Source organism: Acetobacter sp. (genome assembly GCF_052102375.1).
Lineage (GTDB): Bacteria > Pseudomonadota > Alphaproteobacteria > Acetobacterales > Acetobacteraceae > Acetobacter.
Genome location: NZ_JBQDXI010000008.1, coordinates 28,755 through 52,927, shown reverse-complemented (window position 1 = coordinate 52,927; position 24,173 = coordinate 28,755). Strand labels below are relative to the sequence as shown.

Annotated in this window: 18 protein-coding genes and 1 riboswitch; of the genes, 9 read left to right on the top strand and 9 right to left on the bottom strand. The window is 54.7% G+C overall.

The genetic code is table 11. The annotated features are described in order from the left end of the window. Positions 1-363: 363 nt before the first annotated feature. Positions 364-1,143 (top strand): hypothetical protein, encoded by a 780-nt coding sequence (locus tag ACTIDN_RS05230; protein ID WP_441376235.1) that lies wholly within the window; start codon positions 364-366, stop codon positions 1,141-1,143. A gap of 69 nt (positions 1,144-1,212) precedes the next feature. Here ACTIDN_RS05230 and ACTIDN_RS05225 read toward each other — a convergent pair whose 3' ends face one another. After that, on the bottom strand, positions 1,213-1,767 hold the full coding sequence (locus ACTIDN_RS05225) for a flavodoxin family protein (RefSeq protein WP_441376234.1): 555 nt from the start codon (positions 1,765-1,767) through the stop codon (positions 1,213-1,215). Positions 1,768-1,998: 231 nt separating this feature from the next. On the opposite strand from ACTIDN_RS05225, the gene ACTIDN_RS05220 reads away from it, so the two are divergent. After that, the gene (locus tag ACTIDN_RS05220) at positions 1,999-2,589 is read left to right on the top strand and encodes a peroxiredoxin (RefSeq protein ID WP_441376233.1); all 591 of its coding nucleotides are present in this window, start codon (positions 1,999-2,001) and stop codon (positions 2,587-2,589) included. On the opposite strand, the gene ACTIDN_RS05215 is transcribed toward ACTIDN_RS05220, so the two are convergent. The 4 genes from ACTIDN_RS05215 to ACTIDN_RS05200 all read right to left on the bottom strand — a co-directional run bounded on the left by ACTIDN_RS05215 (position 2,576) and on the right by ACTIDN_RS05200 (position 6,798). Then, on the bottom strand, positions 2,576-3,955 hold the full coding sequence (locus ACTIDN_RS05215; RefSeq protein ID WP_441376232.1) for a DUF2252 domain-containing protein: 1,380 nt from the start codon (positions 3,953-3,955) through the stop codon (positions 2,576-2,578). The two genes, ACTIDN_RS05220 and ACTIDN_RS05215, sit on opposite strands and share 14 nt — an antisense overlap. 135 nt (positions 3,956-4,090) lie before the next feature. Then, a complete protein-coding gene (petA, locus tag ACTIDN_RS05210) occupies positions 4,091-4,753 on the bottom strand; it encodes a ubiquinol-cytochrome c reductase iron-sulfur subunit (RefSeq protein WP_441376276.1) in 663 nt (220 codons plus the stop codon). Between the two features lie 24 nt (positions 4,754-4,777). Beyond that, positions 4,778-5,554: a cytochrome c1 gene (locus ACTIDN_RS05205; RefSeq protein WP_415507340.1), complete on the bottom strand. Its 777-nt coding sequence runs from the start codon at positions 5,552-5,554 to the stop codon at positions 4,778-4,780. Then, entirely contained in the window at positions 5,554-6,798 is a 1,245-nt protein-coding gene (locus ACTIDN_RS05200; RefSeq protein ID WP_441376231.1) for a cytochrome b, read from the bottom strand. The genes ACTIDN_RS05205 and ACTIDN_RS05200 overlap by 1 nt, the downstream gene beginning before the upstream one ends. Before the next feature lie 356 nt (positions 6,799-7,154). Here ACTIDN_RS05200 and ACTIDN_RS05195 point away from each other — a divergent pair, with 356 nt between their 5' ends. From ACTIDN_RS05195 to ACTIDN_RS05165, 7 genes are all read left to right on the top strand, one after another. Next, entirely contained in the window at positions 7,155-9,560 is a 2,406-nt protein-coding gene (locus ACTIDN_RS05195) for a TonB-dependent receptor (RefSeq protein WP_441376230.1), read from the top strand. Between the two features lie 140 nt (positions 9,561-9,700). Next, positions 9,701-9,844, top strand: a riboswitch (FMN riboswitch). 106 nt (positions 9,845-9,950) lie between these two features. Beyond that, positions 9,951-11,003: a bifunctional diaminohydroxyphosphoribosylaminopyrimidine deaminase/5-amino-6-(5-phosphoribosylamino)uracil reductase RibD gene (gene ribD / locus ACTIDN_RS05190; RefSeq protein WP_441376229.1), complete on the top strand. Its 1,053-nt coding sequence runs from the start codon at positions 9,951-9,953 to the stop codon at positions 11,001-11,003. Continuing rightward, entirely contained in the window at positions 10,988-11,590 is a 603-nt protein-coding gene (locus ACTIDN_RS05185; RefSeq protein ID WP_086651288.1) for a riboflavin synthase, read from the top strand. The genes ribD and ACTIDN_RS05185 overlap by 16 nt, the downstream gene beginning before the upstream one ends. Beyond that, positions 11,575-12,906 carry a 3,4-dihydroxy-2-butanone-4-phosphate synthase gene (gene ribB / locus ACTIDN_RS05180; RefSeq protein WP_441376228.1) on the top strand — a complete coding sequence of 444 codons (1,332 nt, stop codon included), beginning with the start codon at positions 11,575-11,577 and terminating at the stop codon, positions 12,904-12,906. Before ACTIDN_RS05185 ends, ribB begins: the two co-directional genes overlap by 16 nt. A 30-nt stretch (positions 12,907-12,936) precedes the next feature. Then, a complete protein-coding gene (gene ribH, locus ACTIDN_RS05175) occupies positions 12,937-13,419 on the top strand; it encodes a 6,7-dimethyl-8-ribityllumazine synthase (RefSeq protein WP_415507346.1) in 483 nt (160 codons plus the stop codon). Positions 13,420-13,475: 56 nt separating this feature from the next. Then, complete coding sequence (locus ACTIDN_RS05170) at positions 13,476-14,522, top strand: flippase-like domain-containing protein (RefSeq protein WP_441376227.1); 1,047 nt, start codon at positions 13,476-13,478, stop codon at positions 14,520-14,522. A 115-nt stretch (positions 14,523-14,637) separates the two neighbouring features. Continuing rightward, on the top strand, positions 14,638-17,235 hold the full coding sequence (locus ACTIDN_RS05165; RefSeq protein ID WP_441376226.1) for an MMPL family transporter: 2,598 nt from the start codon (positions 14,638-14,640) through the stop codon (positions 17,233-17,235). A 66-nt stretch (positions 17,236-17,301) separates the two neighbouring features. Here ACTIDN_RS05165 and ACTIDN_RS05160 read toward each other — a convergent pair whose 3' ends face one another. The 4 genes from ACTIDN_RS05160 to ACTIDN_RS05145 all read right to left on the bottom strand — a co-directional run bounded on the left by ACTIDN_RS05160 (position 17,302) and on the right by ACTIDN_RS05145 (position 24,058). Further along, on the bottom strand, positions 17,302-18,420 hold the full coding sequence (locus tag ACTIDN_RS05160) for an MFS transporter (RefSeq protein ID WP_441376225.1): 1,119 nt from the start codon (positions 18,418-18,420) through the stop codon (positions 17,302-17,304). A gap of 553 nt (positions 18,421-18,973) precedes the next feature. Continuing rightward, positions 18,974-20,233 carry an NAD(P)/FAD-dependent oxidoreductase gene (locus tag ACTIDN_RS05155; RefSeq protein ID WP_415507350.1) on the bottom strand — a complete coding sequence of 420 codons (1,260 nt, stop codon included), beginning with the start codon at positions 20,231-20,233 and terminating at the stop codon, positions 18,974-18,976. A gap of 100 nt (positions 20,234-20,333) precedes the next feature. Continuing rightward, positions 20,334-20,582 carry a DUF3297 family protein gene (locus ACTIDN_RS05150; protein ID WP_415507351.1) on the bottom strand — a complete coding sequence of 83 codons (249 nt, stop codon included), beginning with the start codon at positions 20,580-20,582 and terminating at the stop codon, positions 20,334-20,336. 134 nt (positions 20,583-20,716) lie between these two features. After that, positions 20,717-24,058 carry an efflux RND transporter permease subunit gene (locus tag ACTIDN_RS05145; RefSeq protein ID WP_441376224.1) on the bottom strand — a complete coding sequence of 1,114 codons (3,342 nt, stop codon included), beginning with the start codon at positions 24,056-24,058 and terminating at the stop codon, positions 20,717-20,719. Positions 24,059-24,173 lie beyond the last annotated feature (115 nt).

Below are 24,173 nucleotides of genomic sequence, written 5' to 3'. Positions count from 1 at the left end.
TCTAATTTGAAAAAAAGATCTAAGCGAACTTTTGACAGCCAAATGAGCGCGTAAACATCTTGACCCTTATGTTTTGCAGAAATGGGTAATGGAGGTCGGTCCTGTAACTGGCTGTATCGCTCAGTAACAGCATCTATGTTTGGAATGTCTATAAAGTCTTCATAATGGCGTAGAGGGCTGCGCGTGATCATCCAGTCGGTAGTAATCTGTATGGCGTCACAACAATACTCCAGTCGAAATAAGCGAAAATTTAACGTGGGACATCTCGTGGTGTTATCGTGTTTTGTGGCATAGACAGATGGCTCTCTTGAAGCGGAAGAGAGGTTTTCAGAATATGCATTCTCGCAAGGCATCGTTTCCCACATGGTTTTTAAATTGTTCCGGATTAATAATGTCCTGTCCACGGTAGGGTGTGCAACTCTCGCTCTGTTGTCTGGCTGCACAAACACAGGGAGTGAGGGAAAGGCCCAGCCGGTCAATCTTGAGCAGTTCACAACGGGTGCGGACCGTTTTGCCGTCATGAGCACGGTTGGCCAACCGGAGGGACAGGTGCAGCATGACAACCGACAATGCGATATTTATAAGCTTTATACATCGGGTTTTGGCGTTGGTGGGAAAGCTGCTGTAGCTGCTGCGGAAATGCTGACAGGTATGAGCACCTTTGGCTTATCAGAGGCTCTATGGGCACCCGTTAAGGCAGGGATGAACCCCAACTTGCACACAGTGCTGTTTTGCTACGCCAAAAATGAACAGCTTGTTGATATATATGATAAAAACCCTACCAGTCTCTCGTTGGCTGAACATCGCATTGTGAATGCACAACTCTACGCAGCTTCTCTTGTTGCGCCGACCGGAGCTACTCAAAATAGTAAAGCTGCTGACATTCCCGGTCAGGTTGCCGCCCCTGTTACAAAACCAGCGGGAACGTCTGAACCAGTGTCTGCAACAGGGGTGGTGACTGGGGCGCAGACATCTACGCCAGTGGTACCTACCCTTAAGAGTACAGCAGATGAATTGAATAACTTGAGCCATCAGGCGCTTCAGGCGATGGGTAAGGCGGCTATAGATCGGATTACTGCTGTGCCACCGGTTCCCGTTACACAGCCGGATGTGCTTGATGCGGTGCACCCGGTTGCACAATAGCAAAACTCCGGCTGTCGGGTTGGCGACAGCCGGAGTTTTTTCGTTTCTTGGTCGAGAGGCTGGGGCGTTTTAGGCGGAGAAGCGGCCTGTAATGCCAGCTATCCGCTGCCCATAAGCGACTGCGGTATCCAGATGGCCTTGTGGAATTTCATCCACGCTGGCATCTGCCGGGCTTTGTACAATCAGGCCCACCGAGCCACCCAGAGTGTTGGGGTCAGTCGGCTGAGCCGCTTTGGTGTTGCTGGGTAGCTGGCCGAGACTGACCCAGATACCGCCATGCTGGGAGGCCAGAGTTTGGAGGGCAGCAAGCGTTGTGCCCTTATCCCCAACCGGGCTGGCGCTATTGGTAAAGCCGCCAAAAATTTTGTCCTGCCAGCCGCGATTGTACCAGATACGGGACGTGGCATCCGTAAATTTCTTAAACTGCCAGCTTACATTGCCCATATAGGTTGGTGTGCCAAAAATAATGGCTTTGGCGGCATTAAGCTTTTCCCACTCTGCTTCAGTCAGGTCACCTGTTTCTGAAATGGCAATAAGGTCTGCATTTGCGCCTTGAGCAACATGCTCTGCCACTTTGCGGGTGTGGCCAAAGCCTGAATGGTAAACAACAACAATATCAGCCATGGCTTTTTCTCCATAGAAGCGTGGAATGGCAGCTTAAGAGGGCACTGCCATAATGTATGAGGCAGAATGGCTAGTGGATGCCCGTATGATAATCAGCTTTATTGAAAAATCATTTCATACTCATGGTGTGAGATTGCGGCAGCGCTGAGTGTGCTTTGTAGAAATTTAGTGTCGAGACCACGCAGGTCCGTGCATGATGGCTCTAGACCACGAAAGACATAGAGGTAGACCATGAAGAACAGGCGTTTCACACCCAAAAAGCAAAGCGTGTATGCGATTGGCTTTGCAGCAGCATGTGCCGTTATGCCGTTATCCGGCTTTATGGCTCACCCCGCGCTGGCCGCGTTGGCGGAGAACGCGCAGGCCCCGGCCTTTACGGCGCATGGTGCGCTGGACGGTAAAGCTATTTCGTTTTCATTACAGGAGGCCCTCAAGAAAGGGCCTGTAGTGCTGTATTTCTTTCCGGCAGCCTTTACCCCCGGCTGCACGCTGGAAGCCCATGCCTTTGCTGATGCAACAGATGACTTTGCAAAGCTGAAGGCAACTGTTGTGGGTATTACAGCCGGGAATGTTGACCGTGTGGCGGCATTTTCCAAAGAAGAATGCCGGGGCAAATTTGCTGTGCTGGCAGACCCGGATGCCAAAGTGGCCTCCCTTTACAAAACCAGCAGCACACATGGTAATTTTTTGCTTTCTGACCGGACATCCTATGTCATTGCGCCAGATGGCAAAATACTTTTGGCTTTCACAAGTTCATACCCACAGGCGCATGTTCATCGCACAATGGCAGCCGTTACGGCGTGGTATGCTATGCACTCCTAAGAGCGCCATGCTGTAAGGCTGCCGTGAAGGCCTGCCAGTCTGTGTGGGTCTGTGCAGCATAGGCTACGGAAAATTCTGCAATAGCTTTGGCAAAGGCTGGTCCTTTGCCAACGTAGCCCGCAATAAGGCTGGTATTACCAGAGCGCGCGTGGGCACGGGCCAATGTGATACCGCATAAGGTTGCGTAGTCTGTGAGGCCGTCCTGTGCGACATCACTGCCCACGGCGGCCAACCTGCTGTCTTTCAGGCGGCGGACATAGAACTGGCGGCCAGACCCCGTAAGGTCAGGCGTATCTGCGGTATTGGCGGCGCTGGTATGGGTCCACCCCAAAAAGGTATCTGATACAGCCTGCATAATCCGTTGCCCCGTAACAACCCGCTCCCCTTGGTTTGCAAAGGGGGAGGGACCTGCCGCAGGTGCTAGAATAGAGGGTTGTGCCTCCTTGATTTGCAGAAGCAAAGGTTCGCCATCCGCTGTGGTAAAGAGGCCGATGGCGCAAAAAGTCCCAACACTGCCGATACCAACAACTTTGAAAATGACATCCTGCAAGCGGTAATGTTGCAGCAGGATTGCGCGTTCAGGCGGCTGGGTTGCTACATAGCGGGCAAAAGCGGTTCTGACAGCGCTTTCCTGTTCAGGAATACGCATAATCAACGGTGGTTTTTCTTTAAAACGCGGTGTGGTCTGGTCATCTGCCACAAGGCCGAAATGTGTTTTTGCAGATTCCAGCCTTTGCGCCAGCAGTTTCTCTGTTTGGCTGCGCACTTTGGTATTTTTGAAGTTGGCCAGAGCTGCTGTCAGATCAATTTTACTGGCCCATATCTGTAACGGGCTAAGGGTCGAAAGCTGCGTAATTTGGCGGCAATAGGCCAGAGTCATGCTTTCTGCCAGTTGATGAGCTGCCTTGTTGGAAAAACCCCCTTCCAAACCGGCCAGCACCAACGACGTGCCAAGTCTTTTGATGTCCCATTCAAATGGAGCATCCAGCGTTTCATCAAAATCGTTAATGTCAAAAACGGGCACACCTTCGGGGGAGGCGTAGCTGCCAAAATTGGCAAGGTGGCAATCGCCACAAGATTGCACCCTGATGCCGGACGTTGGCGTGCTGGCAAGGTCAGAAGCCATAACAACAGCCGCACCACGAAGGAACGTAAAGGGAGAGGCCTTCATGCGGTCATAGCGTACAGGCAGCAGCGCCTGAATACGGCTCAGACCTTGCGTGGCGAGTAGGGCAACGGGGTCAGCCCGATGTTCGGGCACGTTCCATGTAGCATGTGCTGCTCGTGGCACGGATTTGCGGCGTGTCGCACCCAGTTGCGCACTTTGTTTGCGTGTAGGGTATGGCGTAGTGTTCTGGGCAGGCATGGTAAGGACCACTCTGGCAGGTTGGGAAGCAACTTGATGCCAGTGTAGAAAGCCAATCAGATTTTTGTCGAGTGGAAACAGCTATGCCAAAAGGCCTGAGGGCAATAGTCGTGCCGTCAGGCCTGAGACATATCGTTAAATTTGCACAATTGTCGAAAAATCAAAATCCTGCCCTTTGGGGTTTTCCCCAAGCCGGATTGTGGTGGGTGTTGGCATAAAATAGGGCGGTACCGGCAGATTGTAGGGTGCCGGTGCGCCCTTGAACACGCGGCCAGCTAGGTCAAATTTGGAGCCGTGGCAGGGGCAGGCATAACCGCCCGGAGGTGTGGCTGTGCCCTCTGCTGTAGTAGGCGTACTGGCAGCCACTGCTGGCGCGTAAGACGGCACACAGCCCAGATGCGTACACACCCCGACATAGACGCCATATTCCGGCGTAAGGGAGCGGTGCCAGTTCTCAGCATATGCCGGTTGTTGATGGTCTTTGGAGTTGGGGTCCCGCAGTGTATCGGCCAAAGTGGCCTCCTGCAATTTTGCCATATCCTGCGGTGTGCGGCGCAGAATGAAAACAGGCTTACCCTGCCAGACCACAGTTGTCTGTTGCCCCGGTGCCAGTTTGGAGATGTCCACATCCACCGGGGCGTGGGCTGAGGCACTTTCCTGCGGGGTCAGGCTTTGTAGAAACGGAATGGCGCACGCCGCCGCACCCGTTACAACTCCTGCAGTCGTGACCATGCCCAGAAAATCCCGGCGCTGTGGATCCTGCCCTGTGGGGGGGGGCTCTGGTGTTTCAGGTGTCATGGGGGATGTCTTGTCCATGTGCGTTCAGGCTCCGTGCAGGCGTTTCCAGATCTTCTTCTTCCACGCGTAAGCCAGCAGAAGCAGAACAATCAGGTAAAGCACAACCCCTTTGCCAATATGGTGGCGTGCATTGCGGTGCGGGTCAGATGCCCAGACCAGAAATGTTGTAACATCTTTGGCCTGCTGCTCAACCGTGGCGGGTGTGCCATCTGGGAAGGTGACGGCACCGTTCATGAGCGGCGGGGGCATCCCCACAAGGTGGCCATCTGCCCACTCATTATAGAACTTGCCGGGCGCTGAGGGCGCGCCCGGCGGAGCAGGCATACGATACCCTGTCAGGAAAGCATAAAGCCAGTCCGCCCCGTGGGGTTTGATGAGCGCTAGACGGGACTGGTCGGGCGGGGCAACGCCTCCCATCATGGCGGCGGCTGCGGCGTCACTCGGGAAGGGGGACTTGAAATGATCATCCGGAGTGCCGGGGCGTGTTGTTGGCTGGCCATCTTCATCCAGCGGGCCCGGGAACTGCTTGCTGTGGGCCAGATCACCAATTGCTTTCTGGCTTAAGCCTATGCCTGCAAGGTCATTATAGGTCAGACTACGCATGCCGTGGCAGGTTGAGCAGATACGGTCATACACAACAAACCCACGCTGTAGGCTACCTTGGTCAAAAGTGCCCAGAGGGCCGTCAAAACGCCATGAGTGATGGGGGGGAGTGGCTGCGGGTTCTGCGGCACACACGGGTGTGGCCAGGCAGAGACCGGCCAGCATCGCAAAGTTTTTCAGTGTGGCGTGGTGAGGCATCAGCCCTCTCCCTGTGCGGCGGCAATGGAGGCGGGAAGAGGGCGTGTTTTTTCAATGCGGCTGGCAAGCGGCAGCAGCACAAGAAAATAGCAGTAATAGTAAAGCAGGGCGGCACGGCCAAGCAGCATCCAGCCACCGGCGGCATGGTGTTCCCCCACAACGCCGAGAAGCACAAAAGACACCACAAGCCCTATAAGACCAATCCGGCATAGCGGGCGGAAGCGGGCAGAGCGCACAGGGGAGCGGTCCAGCCAAGGGAGTGCGAATAGCACCAGCAGGGAGCCTGCGGCAGCAAGTAAGCCACCAAATTTGGACGGGATAGACTGCAACATGCCGTAAAACGGCAGGAAGTACCATTCGGGCTCAATATCCGCCGGGGTGTGCATGGGGTCAGCCGGTGCGTAGTTATCTGGCTCCATCAGCAAACCGGGCCAGAAGAAGAGCAGCAGCGCAAAAACCAGCGCAAAGAGCACAAGGCCAAACAGGTCCTTACTCGTAAAATATGGATGGAAGGGTACCGTGTCCTTGGGCGTTTTCGGCTCAATTCCCAACGGGTTATTAGAACCTGAGACATGCACCGTAGCAACATGCAGGCCAACGACCCCCACCACCAGAAACGCCAGAATGAAGTGCAGCACGAAAAAACGATGCAGGAAAATATCGCCCAGATACTCTCCCCCGGCCAGAATATGCTCTAGCGTCCCACCAATAACGGGCACAGCCCCCACAGCCTTACTGATGACATCTGCCCCCCAGTAGGACATTTGCCCCCACGGCAGAATATATCCCGCAAACGCGGTTGCCATGACCATGACCAGCAACAGCAGGCCTGTCAGCCACAAAAGCTCACGCGGGGCTTTGTAGGAGCCGTAATAAAGGCCGCGAAAAAGATGCACATACAGAGCTGCCAGAAACAGATTGGCTCCGACCATGTGCATGGCCCGTAATAGCCACCCCCCGGCAAGTTGCCTGTCTATGGCTTCAACGGACAAAAAGGCTTCAGCCGTTGTAGGGGTGTAGTGCATGGCCAAAAAAGTGCCGGTTGCCAGCATGAGCAGCAGCACAATGGTTAAAATGGCCCCAAAATTCCAAAGCCCGTTTAGATTACGGGGCATACGAAAATGAATGTATTCGGTCTTGAAAGCACTGATGATGGGTAGGCGCTGATCAATCCACCCAGAAAGTCCGGTGCTTTCTGGCGCAGGAGGGGCGGGCTTATGCCCCGGCGTAATGGGTTGGGTCATGGGTCTTCCATTGTGAGCGTCTCAAGGCCAGAAGCCGGTGCGCCATGCTAGCGGCATCAGTCAGGTGGAGCTAGCGCCGTAAACAACCTTTGGGAAGTCCTGCACAGACGCAAAGCAGCCTTTCGGAAAAACATAACCAAATCGAAACATTTTGCAAGCATCGAGAGGCTCACGTCTCGCCCAGTTTGGGGGAATAAGCGTACTGCGTCCTAAACGCAACAGGCTGGTAGTGTAACGGTGCAACAATTTATACAGAAAGCACTGTAAAATGCGGCTGAAGGGTTTCCTTTTTCGAGAATTTTTGCACTAAAGCACGGCCATTACGAACGCTTCTTTGTTGAGGAAAACGCACGTCAATGGTTCCCACAAAAACACAGCATGGTCGGTTTGTTGCCGCTATTCTCAGCAGCACCATCCTGTTCTGTGACTATGGTTATGCTGCAACACATAAACAGGCCAGCCGGAAAGGTGGGGTACCGGCCAACGTTCGCAAGACTTCTCAAAGTGTGGCGCCTCAGCGGGTGCGGCATCCGTCAGGCCCCCTTAAAAGCCGGGCCGGGGAAGAGATTATGGTTGCTGTCAGCCGTGCAGGCGGGGGAGGTATGATGCGGCATGAAACAGCCCCTCGGGCCGTGCAGACCGTGACCAAGCGTTACATTGCCATGCAAAACCCAACCAGCACGGCGCTGGATCTGGTCAAGAACTTACCGAGCGTGAGTGTCTCTGCTAACGATTCGTCCGGTATTCTGGGTGGCACCATGAACATCCGCAGCCTTACGGATTCCGACATGGGCATCCTCCTCAACGGTGTGCCCGTCGCTACGGCTTATTATCTGAACCAGAATGTAGATTCTGAAAATCTGGACCATGTGAGTGTTACGCCGGGTTCTGCCGCCATAAACCTGCCGGTAACAACAGCGGCCGCAGGCGTAATGGACGCAGGAACCATAACACCAGACCACAAATTTGGTGGCACGACAGACTTTTCCTATGGGTCCAACAACATGTCCCGCGAGTTCTTGCGGGTAAATAGTGGAGATATCGGGAGCAGTGGCGTGCGCGGCTATCTGTCCTTCTCACATGAGCATGCCCGGAACTGGATTGGCCCAGGCACCAATGAGCGCCGCCATCTCGATTTTGGAGCCCGCAAGGACTTTGATAACGGCTCCTATATTGACCTGTTCGCAAGCTGGAACCACCAGTTTACGTCCATGCCGCTTTACCCGACAGCCCAGCAGTTTCTGGATAAAAAGCACGGCAACGGAACATTCACCTATTCCTCACAATACAACTCTAACATGCCATCCCGTTATGTCGGGCTGGTTGGTAATATGTGGGACCAGTTCTTTATTACTGCTCCGGTGCATGTTGTGTTGCCAAGCCGCTTTAGTTTCGATTTCAAGCCCTACTACGTTTATAATGGTGGCTACTCGTATAACGGTTCACTGTTCAATGCAGACAAGGTGGCCGTAACACAGGGTGCCAACGGTGCGGCGTTAAGCGGGCAGGTGCCTGCAACATCCACCTATAGCGTTTATCGCCCGCATGCAGGGGCTGTGGCACAACTGAATTATCAGATAGACCGGCATAACACCGTGTCTCTTGGGTATTGGTTTGATTATCAGGATAATCAGGTCAACAACCTCTATTCAGTTGCGACGGAAGATGGCCGCAAAAATTACCCTTACGCAGAGGGTACCGGACTTTTCCAGAATGGCTCACGCTATATGCCGTATCAGGGAGATGCTGGCTGGTATAACCATTCCCTGTTCGTGCACGATGTAAGCCGGTATTTTGATAACCGCTTGCAGGTTGATGCAGGCTTTAAAGTGTCCATGATCAACCGCTATAGCCAGAACTACGCCAGTCGTGCGCCACACATGCAGGAAAACACGGTTGTACCGCTCCCGCAGCTGGGTATTGGCTACAAGATTGACGAGCATAACCAGATTTATATTAATGCTGAGGGGGACTATCGTATGCCAGACCCCGGCTCCCTCTCAGCGGTGTTTGATGCTCAAAGCGGCAGTTATGTTGGCAACCCTTACAACGCCAAACCGCAATATCTGATCAAGGAAGAGTTAGGGTGGCGCTTTAACAACAGCTACCTGATGGCTGATCTGAGCTTCTTTAACTACTCCATTACCAATCGGTTGGTCTCAACCAGTGTTTATGTGAACAATCAGGCTATCAGCACCACCATCAATGCCGGGAACCAGACGGCGCGTGGGTTTGATGCCATGGTGGCGGCACATCCCATCCACCATTTTAGTCCGTATGCGTCGATTGAATATCTCAACACGTCAATGGATTCTAACCTTCCCACCACCGGACATCTTAACGGTGCGATAGTGTCTGACCTGCTACCCACAAAAGGACGCCGGGCGGTGATGGCCCCCCATGTGCTGGCAAATATCGGCCTGACATATGATGACGGAAAGCTGTTTGGCAATTTTGCAGTGCATTATACGTCAGCCCAGTACACGACCTTTATGAATGACGAAAAAATGCCCGGCTATTTTACGGACTCCATCGCTGTGGGCTATCGTTTCCCGAGTTTTGGGTTTGTTAAAACACCTGTTTTCCGCATGAATTTTAACAACATAACGGGCAGTTTTGTTCGTACGGGTGCCTATGGGTTAACCAATAACGCCCATGCCACAACAGGCGTTTACGGCAGCGCTGTATCTGCCAGTGGTTCTCCTACTTATTATCTGTACCCACGCTTCAACATGACCGGAACACTCTCCGTTTCGTTCTGACCTTGATATGCGCCCCACTCTTTAGGGTGGGGGCTGCGGGCCTTCGGTAAGCCCATACGCAAAGGTGTGATGTGTTTCTCTCTTGCACTCCAGCGTGATTATACCCATAGTAACGGATGTATCCGTGGTTTAAGCGGGTACGACGTTCTCAGGGCAGGGTGTAACTCCCTACCGGCGGTAAGTGGTGCAAACCATAAGCCCGCGAGCGCCTGCCAATGGCAGGGTCAGCAGATCCGGTGCAATTCCGGGGCCGACGGTCATAGTCCGGATGAGAGAGAACGGTAGCATCATGGCTTTTTGCGCTGTTTGTGCAGCGTGGAGAGGCGTGAAAGCTTCCCTGTGCCCTAAGTTCGTCTGGTTTATGGCTGAGACAACCAAGGGGTTAGGGCGTTGCAAAACTCCCCCTTAACTACAGTGCCAGAGTTTGTGCCAGAGCAGGTGAAACGTGCGTTTCAGGCTGCTGTGGCCGAGGCTTTTCGTTTTGTTGGTCAGACCGCTCCTAACCCTGCGGTAGGGTGCGTCCTGCTTGGGGAAGAAGGCGAGGTACTGAGCCTTGCCGCCCACCACAAGGCGGGCCAGTTGCATGCAGAACGTCTGGCATGTGAACAGGCACGGGCTGCCGGTGTGCTGGACCGCGTCCGGACTGCCATCGTGACGTTGGAGCCCTGTAATCACACAGGCCGTACACCGCCCTGTACCGAGGCCCTGCTGGAAACACCAGTCAAGGATATCTGGATTGGGTCTGCGGACCCTAACCCCCATGTGGCAGGCGGTGGGGCTGAGGTTTTGGCCGCTGCCGGGCGTGCGGTGCACTGGCTGGAGCAGGCCCCTAATGGCGCAGCACTTTTTGCGCAGTGCAAGGCGTTGCTTGCGCCTTTTGTTCAGAAAACAACACAGGGCAGACCGTGGATAACGGTGAAGCAGGCCCTTAACAGTGCAGGCACTATGGTACCGCCCGCTGGCCAGACAACATTTACCACGCCGGAATCCCTTACGTTTGCCCATACCCTGCGCCGTGCGACAGATGGCATTATAACTGGCACAGGCACCATTGCTGCCGACCAGCCGGGTTTTACTGTGCGGCATGTGCCTGACCATGCAAACCGGCACCGGTTATTGGTTGTGTGCGGGCAAAAAGCCAATGTTGCTGCGCAGTGGGTAGCACAGGCCGAAAAACGGTTTGATGTGCTTTTTTGCCCTAACAGCGAAGCTCTGCCAGAGCTTCTGGCCCAGACTGATGCACTGTGGCTGATGGTAGAGGCAGGCCCAAAACTTCTCTCCGCCCTGCAAGAGCAGAACCTTTGGGATGACTGGCTGACTATTCGTCAGAAAGCTGCCGGGGTGGACCATTTTTCAGTTTCAACACGACAGGATGTAACCCCCCTTGCTCTGTTTCCGGAGTGGGTACGGTGTACGCAGGAGCAAGCATGTTTTCCGGAATAATTGAATCCCTCGGTCATGTTCTCAAGGCAGATGCGGGAGACCAGTCGCTCGTCATAGATGTTGATACTGGCCTGAAAGATATTGCTGAAGGGGAAAGCATTGCTGTCAATGGCGTGTGTTTGACCGCGGTAGAGCCTGCGGCCACAGGCCATGCCCGATTTTTCATCAGCAGTGAAACACTCGACCGTTCAACCTTGGGTGCATTAAAGGCAGGCAGCAGTGTTAACCTTGAGCGCGCCGTAACGCCTGCTACCCGCCTGTCGGGTCATATTGTGCAGGGCCATGTGGATGGCACGGCACGTTATGCAGCCTGCACACCATCCGGGGATGCGCGCCGTGTGGTGTTTGAGGTGCCAGAAACGCTGCGCCGCTACATGGTGGAAAAAGGCTCCATCACGCTGGATGGCATCAGCCTGACGCTGAACGAAATTGGGCCGGTGCAGAACGGGGTTTTCACCATTGCACTCATGATTATTCCGCACACATGGACGCACACCACACTTGGCACACTTGCGATTGGTGACGCCGTGAATGTTGAAGTGGACGTTATTGCCAAATACGTGGAGGTTCTATGCCAGACCAAGTGAACAAGGTGGCCAATGCTTCCCAGCCATCCGTAGCGCTGCTGAAAGCTGTCGCAGCGCTTCGTGCGGGCCGTATGGTTATTATGGTCGATGACGAAGACCGTGAGAACGAGGGTGATCTGGTCATGGCTGCGGAGTTCATGACTCCGCAAGCCATGAACTTCATGATTACCAATGCCCGTGGTCTGGTCTGCCTCCCGCTTACGCCTGCGCATGTGGACCGGCTTGGCCTGCCCATGATGGTCACCAACAACACGGCTCGCCACAGCACGGGCTTTACGGTCTCAATTGAAGCCAAAGAAGGCGTTACGACCGGTATTTCCGCAGCAGACCGTGCCCACACCATTCTGACAGCCATTGCCGATACCGCACAGCCGGCTGACCTTGCGACGCCCGGCCATATTTTCCCGCTGCGGGCCAAGCCGGGCGGTGTGCTGGAACGTATTGGCCACACGGAAGGCTCCATTGACCTTGTGCGTCTGGCCGGTTTGCAACCTGCAGCGGTTATCTGCGAAATTCTGAACGAGGACGGCACCATGGCGCGCCGCCCGCAACTGGAAGTGTATGGGGCCAGATACGACATGCCCATTATCTCCATTGCGGAGCTGGTGGAGTGGGTGAAAGAGCATGGTCTGGCGGCACTGCCTGATGCGACACCCCAAGCAGACGCAGTGCCGGATCAGGAAACCATTGCTGATCTGGCAGAAGCTGCCTTGCCAAGTGCCTATGGCGGGGAAGACCTGATGATCCATGCCTTCCGTGACCGTTTGGGTGTGGAGCATGTGGCACTGGTAAAAGGTAACCCGGCAGCGGCTGGCGCTGTGCCGGTTGTGCGTATGCATTCCGAATGTGTGACGGGGGATGCCCTTGGGTCTTTACGGTGTGACTGCGGAACCCAGCTTCATGCAGCGTTAAGGGCTATTGGGCAGGCAGAAAGCGGGGTGCTGGTTTATGTGCGTGGCCATGAAGGACGCGGCATAGGTCTGGCCAACAAAATCCGGGCCTACGAGTTGCAGGATGCAGGGCTGGATACGGTGGATGCCAACCATAAGCTGGGTTTTGCAACAGATGCGCGGGACTGGACAGCCGCCGCCGCTATCCTGCGGGAACTGGGCGTAGGCCAGTTAGATCTGCTGACCAACAATCCGGACAAAGTACGAGCCTTAGAAGCCCGTGGGTTTTTGGTGCGCCAGAGAATCGGTCTTGAAACACCGGTTAATCCTTTTAACCGTGCGTACCTGCATGCCAAGCGGCAGCGTATGGGGCACCGGTTGAGTAATTTTTCTGTGAGTGATGCCCCGGCCGGGGTATCTGCTTGATGCAAGCCTTTTAAGGAGAAGAATAACTTTATGAGCACACATCTTCCAGCGTCCCTGCCAGATCTCAAACTGGTGCCTGCGCCCCGTCTGGCAATTATCGTGAGCCGTTTTAACGAGGACGTGACAGGCGGCCTGCGGAACGGAGCTATTGAATGGCTGGGTGAGCACAATATTAGTGTCGCGGCCTCCGATATTTTTGCAGCTCCCGGCGCGTTTGAAATGCCATTACTGGCGCAAACCCTTGCAAAATCAGGCCGTTATGAAGGTGTTATCTGCCTTGGCTGCGTGATTAAGGGTGATACCGCACATTTCGAATTTATCAGCCTTGGTACTACGGTTGGCCTCATGCAGGCGTCTCTGGCCACAGAAGTGCCAATCGCGTTTGGCGTTCTGACAACATATACGGATGAGCAGGCGGAACTTCGGTCTCGTTCTGACATTCATAACAAAGGGCGTGAAGCTGCCGCCGCCTGCGTGGAGTCACTTGCTTTGCTGCGTCAGATCAAGATGTGATCTGATAAAGGCTGCACGGCAATGAAGGAGTGCAGCCTTGCAAGGTGAGGGAATGAATGAAGCGGGTTGCTGTCATTGCAGGTCTTTTAGGGCTGGGGCTGACTGTCTGGATGTTAGCCCAGTTCGGAGCTGGTGCCATTTTCTCGCTCGTCATGGCAGGTGGCTGGGGTATTCTGGCAGCAATAGTATTCCATACCGTGCAGGTTCTACTCTCCGCACAGGCATGGCGGGTTATTTCCGGCCCTAAGCCTGACAAACTGCCCCCGTCTACCCTGACCTTAAAAGACTACTTTGCCCTACGCTGTGTAAGAGAAGGGGTGAACAACCTTTTGCCTGTTGCACAGGTGGGGGGAGAGGTTTGCTCTACGCGTCTGCTTAACCGGCGAGGTCTGGGTGCAAAGCGCGCCGCAGCAGCAACGATATGCGACCTTACGCTTGAACTCCTCAGCCAGGTTCTGTTCACGGTGCTCGGGCTTATCGTTCTGCTCACACTGGTGCAACGGTCTGCCGTGACGGATGAATTGCTGGAGAGTGCTTTGGTTGCTCTTGCCATTGGTCTGGCTGTTTTTATCAGCCAATGGCTTGGTGCCGTGGCCCTTGTTGAAAAGCTTTTACTGAAAATAGCAGACAATCTTGGCTGGCGCGGTGCTGAAAGCATACGCGGGCTGCATCAGCAAGTATTGGCACTTTATATGGCCAAACGCGCTACGGTATGGGCTTTTACCTTACAATTTGTTGCTTGGGCGCTTGGAGCGGTTGAGGTCTGCCTTATCTTGCACTTTATGGGATATGACTGCTCGTTAGCCGTAGGATTTGTGATTGAAGGCGTGGGCGAGGCCGCAAAATCCGTTGGCTTTGCCGTGCCGGGTGCTCTGGGCGTTTCTGAAGGCGGATATGTTCTGGTTGGCGGGCTGTTTGGTGTCCCACCCCAGGTGGCAATGGCCCTGTCCCTTATTAAACGTGTACGCGAAATTGTGTGGGGTTTACCCTCCCTTATTCTCTGGCAGTGGCTGGAGCATGCATGGTGCCCGGAAAGCCCGGCACATGAGGGCGAATGTGCTCCAATGCTGTGCAAGAACTCAGTTTCTGACGTTCGTTTATGAAGGCAAAAACAGTCATTGCTATATCCCTGCTTGCATGAAGCAGGTGGGTTGGGCCAAACCAAAACAACTTTGAGCCTTCGATGGCCTAAAATTTATCAGGAACTGACAGCTCGCCATGCTTTCTGCCTTCATCGGTCGTTTCATCATGCTTTGCGCACGTCATGCTTATGCGGTCGTGGCAGTGTTTTTCATTCTCTCCGCTGGAGCAGTTTTTGCTGGGGTCAATTATCTGGGGGTCACCACAGATACGAGCAAAATGCTCTCGCCACGGCTTGAGTGGAAGCAACGTTCGGACGAGATGGCCCGTCTGTTCCCTCAAAAGGAAAACCTGCTGGTTGCCGTAATTGAAGCAGACCTGCCGGAAGAGGGACGCGAAACTGCTCGTCTGCTGGCAGAGCGCTTGGCCGCAGACCATAAAAATTTCAACTTTGCTGAGCGCCCGGACGCAGACCCGTACCTTGTACGCAATGGCCTGATGTTTCTGGACGCCAAACCGCTCGGGCAGTTACTGGATGACACAATAGCCGCCCAGCCGTTTCTGGGCGCTTTGGCGCAGGACCCCTCAGCGCGGGGCCTGTTCGGTGCTCTGTCACTTATTGCAGAAGGTGTGAAGCAGGGGCAGGCGGACCTGACAGGCTTTCAGCCAGCGCTAAAAGGTTTCGCTGATAATCTTGAGCAGGCACTGGCGGGCAAACCCCAGCCCCTGTCTTGGGAACGTCTGTTAGGTGGGCAGCTCACTGACCTTGCCGGGCGTTATCAGTTTGTTATCACCAAACCCAAACTGGACTATGGCTCCTTCCAGCCGGGGGGCGATGCGGCAAATGCCATGCGTCGTGCTGCGGATAGCATTGACTATGTCAGAACTGGCCACGCCAAGGTGCACATGACCGGGCAGGTGCAGCTTGATGATGAAGAATTTGCCACTGTTGCAGAAGGGATGGTGGCGGGCCTTCTGGGGTCTCTGGCTCTGGTGACCATCTGGCTTATGCTGGCTGTACGGTCCTGGCGTGTGGTGCTGCCTATTGTGGTAACGCTGGTTGTAGGCCTGCTGCTGACGACCGGTTTTGCCGCTGTGGCCGTTGGTACGCTTAATCTGATCTCCGTTGCCTTTGCTATCCTGTTTGTTGGCATTGCAGTGGATTTTGCCATCCAGTTCTCTGTGCGTTTCCGGGCCCAACATCAGGATAGCCAGAATGAGCAGGGTATCCTCGCAGCCTTGGCAGAAACCGGGGAGGAGACAGGCCATCAGATTTTGGTGGCGGCTCTGGCAACATCAGCGGGCTTTCTGGCATTTACGCCCACAGCCTTTCTGGGTGTGGCGCAGCTTGGGCTTATTGCCGGTATTGGCATGATGGTTGCATTCGTTTGCACCACAACTCTGTTGCCCGCCTTGTTGCGTATTTTTCATCCGCCGTTGGACTGCCCGAGCATGGGCTATGCCTTCATGCAGCCTGTGGATGTTAAAATCCGTCAGATGCGCAAGTCACTGCTGATTGTTTTTGGCCTTGTGGCTCTGGCAGGCCTTGTTCTGGTGCCGCGCCTCAATTTTGATGGCGACCCACTGCACACAAAAAATCCGAACTCCGAGGGCATGAAGGCCCTGCACCTGCTCATGACCAACCCGCAGTCTTCTCCCTATGGGGCAGAATTACTGGTGCCGTCTTTGGACGATGCCAAACGGGAGGCCGAGCGTCTGGCCAAAGTGCCTGGTGTGCATGACGCCATGTGGCTGGGGTCTTTTGTGCCGGAAAACCAGCCTGAAAAACTGGCGCTTATTCAGGATGCAGCCAATATTCTGCTGCCTACTCTTATTGTGCCAACCCCCAAGCCAGAACCCGATGCGCAGGCCCTGCGTGATGCCGCGCAGAGCACCGCAACCGCGCTGGGTGGGGTGATGGACAAGCTGAGTGCCACAGACCCACTGCGCCGTATTCAGGCAGCCCTTGCCAAAATGGCCTCAGCGCCGGACAACATTGTGGTGGATGCTAACCACGCTCTTGTTCGTTTTCTACCTGCTGAGCTGGACCAGCTTCGCACCATGTTACAGGCAACACCTGTCACGCTTAAGGATGTTCCGCAGTCTATAGCCAGAAACTATCTGCTGCCCGATGGTCGCGCCTTGGTGGAGGTCCATCCAAATGGCGTTATGTCCAACAGCAATGCTCTGCGCAGCTTTGTGACCTCCCTGCAAAAAATCGAACCAAAGATGGCAGGCAGTGCGGTTGATATTGTTGAAAGCGCACGCTCCATCGTCAAGGCATTTGAACAGGCTGCTGTTGCCGCTATTGGCATGATTGCGCTTATTCTGTTTCTGGCGCTGCGCCGCCGCCTGACAGACATGATGCTTGTTCTGGCGCCCCTGATGCTCTCAGCTCTCATGACCGTTATTCTGATTGTGCTGCTGCCTGAGACACTGAACTTTGCAAATATTATCGCTCTGCCGCTGCTGTTGGGCGTTGGGGTGTCCTTCAATATCTACTTCGTCATGAACTGGCGTGATGGTGTTAAGCACCCGCTGGCGTCCCCCACAGCGCGGGCGGTGCTGTTCTCTGCACTGACAACGGGTACGGCATTTGGCTCTCTGGCGTTGTCGCACCATCCGGGTACGGCCAGCATGGGGCGGCTCCTGCTGCTGTCTCTGGGGTGCACCTTGCTGGCAACGCTGGTTTTTGTGCCAGCTCTCCTGCCAAAGCGAGACATAGACGAAAACTGATCCCACGAAAAACGCCCCATAACGGGGCGTTTTTTTATTCAGCTCGGTTTTATAGAAATAGGGGGTTCAGGCTGGTTTGGCCCTTAAAACAGCCATAGCAATGCAGGCCAAAACCACACCTGTGCCAATAATGGCAAACGCGCCTCCGGCAGGAAGAACCAGCCCGCCTACCAAGGCTCCTGTCCCAATGCCAGCATTAAACCCGGTGACACAAAAGGATGCCGCAGCCTCGTGCTGGTTGGGGGCAAGTTCCAGTGCGTAGCTTTGCATGGCAAGATTTATCAGCGCCGCAATAATGCCCCAGAGCGCCAGCACCAGCCAGATGGCAGATGTGGCGTAGGTTGACCCAACAAGCAGGCCATAGCTCAGCACAAGGCCTACCAGTGACAGCCCGACAGTTCGCCCGGCTGAAAAGGGCAACCTGCCGCCAATCCAGTTGCCGATAACGCCAGCCCCACCAAACACCAGCAGCATGAGCGGAATTTGAGCATCAGGTGCCAGAACCAATTTCTTTAAAAGCGGTACAATGTAGGTGTAGGCCGTAAAATGGGCCGTTACCGCACAGGCTGTCAGAATGGCAATGTAGCGTAACACGGGCTGGCGCAGTAGATGGCGGATATCAATATGCCGGCGTACACCCGGCATGGGCGGGAGCAGGACCAGTACGCCAGCCAGAACACCAACCCCCAGAACCCCTGTAAGCGAAAATGCAGCCCGCCATCCGGCCCAGTGCCCTATGGCGGAAGCCAGAGGAATACCACCAGCAAAAGCTACGGCTACACCGGTAAACGCCATGCCCGTAACTCTGGCAATGGGCAGTTGTGGTGCAAGCCGCACCGCCAGACTGGAGAGGATGGACCAGAAAACCCCATGCCCCAGCGCCAATGCCACCCGCAGTAAAGCCATGACTGTGTAATTAGGTGTCAGGGCAGAGAGCAGATTGACACTTCCTACCAAAGCCATAAGGGCCGCCACCAGAATGCGCCGGTCTACGCCGGAGCAGGCAATGGTGAGGGGAATGGCTGTCAGGGCTACAAGCCACGCATACCCGGTTACCAAAAGGCCAATTTGAGATTCAGACACATTCAGCCCGTGGGCAATGTCGGTCAGGAGCCCGATTGGCAATATTTCAGTAACCTGCCAGACGAACGCGCCCAGAGACAAAATAAGAATACGAAAAATCATGCTTGGCCTCCCTGAACAGGCTGTTGCGGAGCCGGGCAGAAAGAGCGAGAGCAAAAATGGAGCGTGTAGACGTTGGGTGTCTGGTGTTTCACGAGGCATCCCTGTGGCAAGAGGCAAAAATAAACCGGGCAGCAGGCCCACGGCGTCTAACCGGAAGCAGAGTTTACACTTCCGGCCTGCTAAGGTGCGGGCGAGACGCTAAGTACCGATAGCATAGCGCTACGGTGGTGTGTCCAATCCGAACTACAGGAAATAGAGGGATGGCGAAACGCTTTGGCAGCTAAGGCGCGGTACTTTTTGTAGCACTCAGCAAGGAGCCTGCGCTCTGTTTAAGCAGAAAAGGGGGATGAGGCCGCTACAGGCTATTTCTCTGGTTTGTCAGGAGCGTCTCTTGTTCACTGCCACATAGGCAGATCAGGAAAGCTAGGTGCAAGGAGGGGTAGTTGATTTCTGGTTCAATGTCCTGCAGGCAGAAAACATCTGTTCAACTAAAAACCCCCAGCCTTTTCCGGCTGGGGGTTTTTAGTTGAATTAGTCGTCGAGTATTGAAAAGTCAGGATTTAGACCATTCCGGGTGGTGCGGCACGGTAATATCCCGGCCTTTTAGCATCATGTCCCAATATACCCGTGGGAAGACTGTTGTTTTCAGGAACCATGCAAAGCGGCTTGGTTTGCGCTGGTCATAGGGGAAGCTGGGTGCGGGTTTGCCGCCATACAGGAATTCAGCCAGAACAATCTTACCGTAACCCACGGTCAGTGGGCAGGCCCCATAACCGTCATAAGCGCCACCGAATGGTTTGCCATCAAGGGACGCCAGCAGGTTGGCAACAACAACCGGGGTCTGGGCGCGGGCTGCTGCCATGGTTTTGGCGTTGGATGTGCCAATAACGTCCCCCAGCCCAAACACCAGCGGATATTGGGTGTGCTGGAGTGTTGCGGGATCTACGGCCAGCCATCCGCCTTCGTTCGCCAGCGGGCTTTGCTTGATAAAGTCTGGCGCGCTCTGGGGCGGGGTCACATGCAGCATGTCAAAGTCTTTGACAACATGCTCCGTTTTGCCTTCGGGATTGGTGACGGCAAATGTGGCTTTGCGTTCTGGGCCATTCACGGCAACCAGTGTGTGTTTATATTGCAGGTTAATGCCGTAGTAATCGACGGCTTCCTGCAAAGCTGGACGGAAATACGCCACACCAAACAGGGCGTCACCTGCCAGACAAAATTCTACATTCGTGCGGAATAGCGTTCCGTGCTTGCGCCAGTAGTCAGAGGCCAGATACGCAATTTTCTGGGGAGCGCCAGCGCATTTAATAGGCATGGGCGGCTGGGTAAACAGCGCTGTACCACCGGAAAGGGACTGGATGCAGGTCCAAGTATAATCGACCGTATCTTTGGAGTAATTGCTGCATACACCATTGCGGCCCAGCGTTTCCTTCAGGCCTTCAATCTTATCCCAATCCAGTTGCAGGCCGGGGCACACAACTAGGCGGTGGTAAGCAACAATACGGCCATCAGCAAGCGTTACGGTGTTATCATCTGGCTGAAATGTTGCCGCTGCTGCACGGATCCATGTGCAGCCTTTTGGAATAAGCCCGCCTTCCTGCCGGAGCGTGCTTTTAAGGGACATGGCACCTGCACCAACCAGTGTCCAGCCGGGTTGGTAGGCATGGGTGGTTGATGGTTCAATAAGGGCAACATCAAGGGAAGGCCGCTCATGCAGCAACCGTGCGGCAACGGCAATGCCAGCGGCACCACCCCCTACAATAACAACAGTGTAGCGGAGGTCCGGCGTCTTGCCGGGTTCTGGCTGGGCCATGTGCGGTCTCCCTTGAATGGTGCGTCAATAGTTAATGATTCAATCTAACACACCTCATCATTTAATGTAATTCGTTAATTGATGGGGTGCCCTGCGTTTATCAGGCTTCGTCTTTAACCCAAACTTCAACCGGGCCTTGAAGTTTCATGGTCAGGGGGTTGCCTTTACGGTCAACAGTTTTGCCAACGGCAACACGCACCCAGCCTTCGCTGATGCAATATTCTTCAACATTGGTTTTTTCTACGCCTTTGAAGCGTACACCAATGCCGCGCTCCAGCAGTTTTTCATCGTAAAAAGGGCTTTCCGGGTTAACGGACAGGCGGTCTGGCACTGTTGGGGTGTCTGACATGATAGGCTCCTGATCTCTGCACTGCCTGGAGGCAGTTTGATATGGTGTTCAGACTGTCCGGCATGGACCATGCCCTGCCGGACTGCTGCACTGCCTTTAGCCGTTTTTGCACGGAAACACCAATGCCCCGGCGGCTAGGTGCGCGGAAGAGGCTTGGCCCCTGTCATACGCCCAAAAAGCCGACCGATACGGCGTAGTGTGCGGCTAAACCAGGCACTCAGCCTATGCATGAGCAAATAAACCACGGGTGTGGAGTACAGTGTAAGCAACTGGCTGGTAGCCAGCCCGCCAATAACAGCGATACCGAGCGGGCGGCGCAGTTCCGCCCCATACCCATGCCCAAACACCAGAGGAACAGCGCCAAAGGCGGCGGCAAGAGTGGTCATCAGAATAGGGCGGAAGCGCGTCAGACATGCGGAGTAAATTGCGTCATACGGGGAGAGGCCCTGATCTCGCTCCACATGCAGGGCAAAATCAATCATCAGAATGGCATTTTTCTTCACAATACCAATTAGAAGAATAACGCCAATCATGGCAATCAGGGAGAAAGGTTGCCCGCAAACCCAAAGAGTCAGCATGGCACCTACCGCGGCAGACGGCAGGGTGGAGAGAATGGTGAGGGGCTGAATGTAGCTCTCGTACAGCACACCCAGCGTAACGTACATGGTCACCAGTGCCGCCACAAAAACCAGCAACTCGTTAATCAGGTTTTTCTTCATGTCGCCCGCCTGGCCGGTAAACCCGCCATGCAGCGCCAGAGGTGTGTGCAGAGAGACCATGACTTTCTGGATCTCTTTTTCTGCGTCATCCACAGTTTTTTTGTCGGCAAGGTCAAAGGAGATACTGCCGGAAATAAAGCCGTTCTCATGGCTGACTTCCAGCGGGGTAGGGGTTGTAACCAGCCGGGCAATTGTTGGTAGCGGCACCATTGTTTCGGACGAAGACGAGACGGCAGACCCGTTAGAGGCACCAGCACCTCCGCCCGCCAGCCTATTGGCAATGGCGTTACGGAAAGACTGCTCGCTCAGCGTTGTTGCGCGGGAGGCTGATGCCCCAGTAGGCATTTTCACCCGAACGGTGTTGGACGCTATCGCCCCGGAGGCTGTGCCCCCAGCCGTTGAAACCCAGAGTGTTTTGAGAATTTCCGGATTTTCACGGAAGGCTTTTTCCACTTCCATGACCACGTAATATGTTGTCAGCGGGGTGGAGATGGCAGAAGCTGTTCTCTGGCCGTATGCATCGTACAACGCATTGCCAATCAACTGCGGGGTTATCATGTAGCGGGCAGCCGTATCACGCTGGATCAGCACATGCATGGCTGCACCTTTGCTGGACAGGTGGCTGCTTACCCCAACAACGACAGGGTTTTTGCGGAGCGCCTCTGTAATACGGGGCACCCATGTATAAATGTCGTCATCATTATCGCTCTGAAACACATAGCTATATGTGCCTTCATGCTGGCGCTGTCCGCCCCCATTGATATCGCCCGAGTTAGAGATGCTGGCAGTAAGCCCCGGCACATCCTTGACGCGGTTGCGAACACGGGCCGCAATTTGCTCCGGTGTGGACGTGCGGGAGGCCTTGTCTGTCAGCTGTGCAAAAACCTGCGCATTGTTGGCGGCATCTTCCCCTGCAAACCCCAGAACGGCTTCCACATCCGGGTCCGCCATCATGGCGTCAATCACTTTGCGGGCTTTGCCTGATGTAGCGGTAAAGGAGCTGGTTTGGTCTGTGCTTAAAAAACTTTCAATCAGCGAGATATCTTCAGCCGGAAGAATGGTTTTTGGCATAATGACCAGAATGGCAATGGTCGCAAAAAAGCTGAGCGGAAGAGTGGAAAGCGTGATCCATGGATGGCGCAGGGCCCAGCGTAGCGAGCACCTGTAACCGCGCAAGACCCATTCAAGGCCTGCATCTGTTGCATCTGCCAACCCGTGCGCGGCGCGCACCATAATATTGGCGCGGGCAGGCTCTGCGGCCGCCTCTGCGCCTTCATGATGCACGGTGAGCATATAGGCGCACATCATAGGCGTGAGGGAGATAGACAGAAAAAACGACACAGACACAGCGGTTGTCAGCGTCATGGCAAATTCAAAAAAGATCTTACCCGGTACCCCACCCAGCAGCAGAAGCGGGAGAAAGACGGCAATAAGCGAAATGGTGATGGACAGAATGGTAAATGCAATCTCGCGCGAGCCAAGAAGCGTCGCTTCCATCCGGCCCATGCCTTGCTCCATGTGGCGGGCAATATTTTCCACCACCACAATGGCATCATCCACCACAAAGCCTGTGGCAATAGTCAGCGCCATAAGAGACAGCGTGTCGAGTGAGAACCCCATGAGATGCATGATGGCGAGAGAGCCCGCCAGAGAAATGGGCACCGTAATGGCGGGAATAAGAGTAGAGCGCCAACTGCGGAGGAACGCCAACACCACCACAACTACCAGCAGGACGGAGATAAGCAGCGTATATTGCGTATCTTCCAGTGCTCCACGAATGGAGACTGACCGGTCAGAAACCAGTTTGAAACTGACATCGGAGGGTAGGGCATTACTAAGAAGTACTGCGCGAGCACGGATGGCATCCGTCACTTCAATGACATTTGCGCCGGGTTGCGGGCGAATGACGGTAATGATGGCGGGTTTTGTATCGTACCACCCGGCCTTCCGTTCGTCCTGCGGGCCATCCCGTATTGTGGCCACGTCGGTTAATCGGACGGGGCGGCCATTGCGGTAACCAATCACCAGTTCACGGTATTGCTCGGCTGTCCGCGCCTGATCATTCGTGTCCAGTGTAAAACGCTGCCCGCCGGATTCAATAAACCCTTTGGGGGTGTTGGCATTGGCAGATGCCAATGCAGAGCGGACGTCTTCAAACCCAATACCGTACTTATACAGCATGGCCGGGTTCATTTCCACGCGCACGGCGGGTTTGGATGCCCCCACAAGCTCAACCCAACCAACCCCTTTAACCCCGGCCAACAGGGGTTTCAGGCGTGTTTCCGCAAGGTCTCTCAAGGCTGTGGGAGAGCGTGTGTCGGATGTCATGGCTGCCAGCATGATGGGGCTGTCAGACGGGTTGGCCTTGAAATATTGCGGTGTCATAAGCAACGTGTTGGGCATATCCCGTCGGGCGGCCTGCAAGGCGGCCTCAACGTCACGTGCGGCACCGTTAATATCCCGGCTGTCATCAAAAAACAGCAAGACAAAGGAGTCTTTGTCTGTCGACTCAGAGCGCATGCTGCTCAGGCCCGCTATCTGGCCAAGGTGGCGTTCCAGCGGTGTGGTAAGGGAACTTGCCATTTGCTGCGGAGAGCTACCGGGCTGGGTGGCCACAACATAGATAACCGGCACGGAAATGTTGGGCAGGTCAGCAACCGGCATGGCCCTGTAAGCAAAAACCCCTGCCAATACAAAGGCCATAGCCATAAGAATGGTGCCGACGGGGCGCATGATGAAAAGCCGGCAAAGAGACAAGCCTGAGTTTCCTTGGATAGAAAAAAAGCCACCCCACAAGGCGCAGCACAAAACACCCCATGTAAGGTTATGGGGCGGTCTGCGCTTATCTCACACTCTGCCTAATGTTGTCATT

Bases quoted from the DNA above. Each gene is read 5' to 3' on its own strand.
- ACTIDN_RS05230 (WP_441376235.1), top strand. From the start codon at position 364: ATGGTTTTTAAATTGTTCCGGATTAATAATGTCCTGTCCACGGTAGGG.
- ACTIDN_RS05225 (WP_441376234.1), bottom strand. From the start codon at position 1,767: ATGGCTGATATTGTTGTTGTTTACCATTCAGGCTTTGGCCACACCCGC.
- ACTIDN_RS05220 (WP_441376233.1), top strand. From the start codon at position 1,999: ATGAAGAACAGGCGTTTCACACCCAAAAAGCAAAGCGTGTATGCGATT.
- ACTIDN_RS05215 (WP_441376232.1), bottom strand. From the start codon at position 3,955: ATGCCTGCCCAGAACACTACGCCATACCCTACACGCAAACAAAGTGCG.
- petA (WP_441376276.1), bottom strand. From the start codon at position 4,753: ATGACACCTGAAACACCAGAGCCCCCCCCCACAGGGCAGGATCCACAG.
- ACTIDN_RS05205 (WP_415507340.1), bottom strand. From the start codon at position 5,554: ATGCCTCACCACGCCACACTGAAAAACTTTGCGATGCTGGCCGGTCTC.
- ACTIDN_RS05200 (WP_441376231.1), bottom strand. From the start codon at position 6,798: ATGACCCAACCCATTACGCCGGGGCATAAGCCCGCCCCTCCTGCGCCA.
- ACTIDN_RS05195 (WP_441376230.1), top strand. From the start codon at position 7,155: ATGGTTCCCACAAAAACACAGCATGGTCGGTTTGTTGCCGCTATTCTC.
- ACTIDN_RS05185 (WP_086651288.1), top strand. From the start codon at position 10,988: ATGTTTTCCGGAATAATTGAATCCCTCGGTCATGTTCTCAAGGCAGAT.
- ribB (WP_441376228.1), top strand. From the start codon at position 11,575: ATGCCAGACCAAGTGAACAAGGTGGCCAATGCTTCCCAGCCATCCGTA.
- ribH (WP_415507346.1), top strand. From the start codon at position 12,937: ATGAGCACACATCTTCCAGCGTCCCTGCCAGATCTCAAACTGGTGCCT.
- ACTIDN_RS05170 (WP_441376227.1), top strand. From the start codon at position 13,476: ATGAAGCGGGTTGCTGTCATTGCAGGTCTTTTAGGGCTGGGGCTGACT.
- ACTIDN_RS05165 (WP_441376226.1), top strand. From the start codon at position 14,638: ATGCTTTCTGCCTTCATCGGTCGTTTCATCATGCTTTGCGCACGTCAT.
- ACTIDN_RS05160 (WP_441376225.1), bottom strand. From the start codon at position 18,420: ATGATTTTTCGTATTCTTATTTTGTCTCTGGGCGCGTTCGTCTGGCAG.
- ACTIDN_RS05155 (WP_415507350.1), bottom strand. From the start codon at position 20,233: ATGGCCCAGCCAGAACCCGGCAAGACGCCGGACCTCCGCTACACTGTT.
- ACTIDN_RS05150 (WP_415507351.1), bottom strand. From the start codon at position 20,582: ATGTCAGACACCCCAACAGTGCCAGACCGCCTGTCCGTTAACCCGGAA.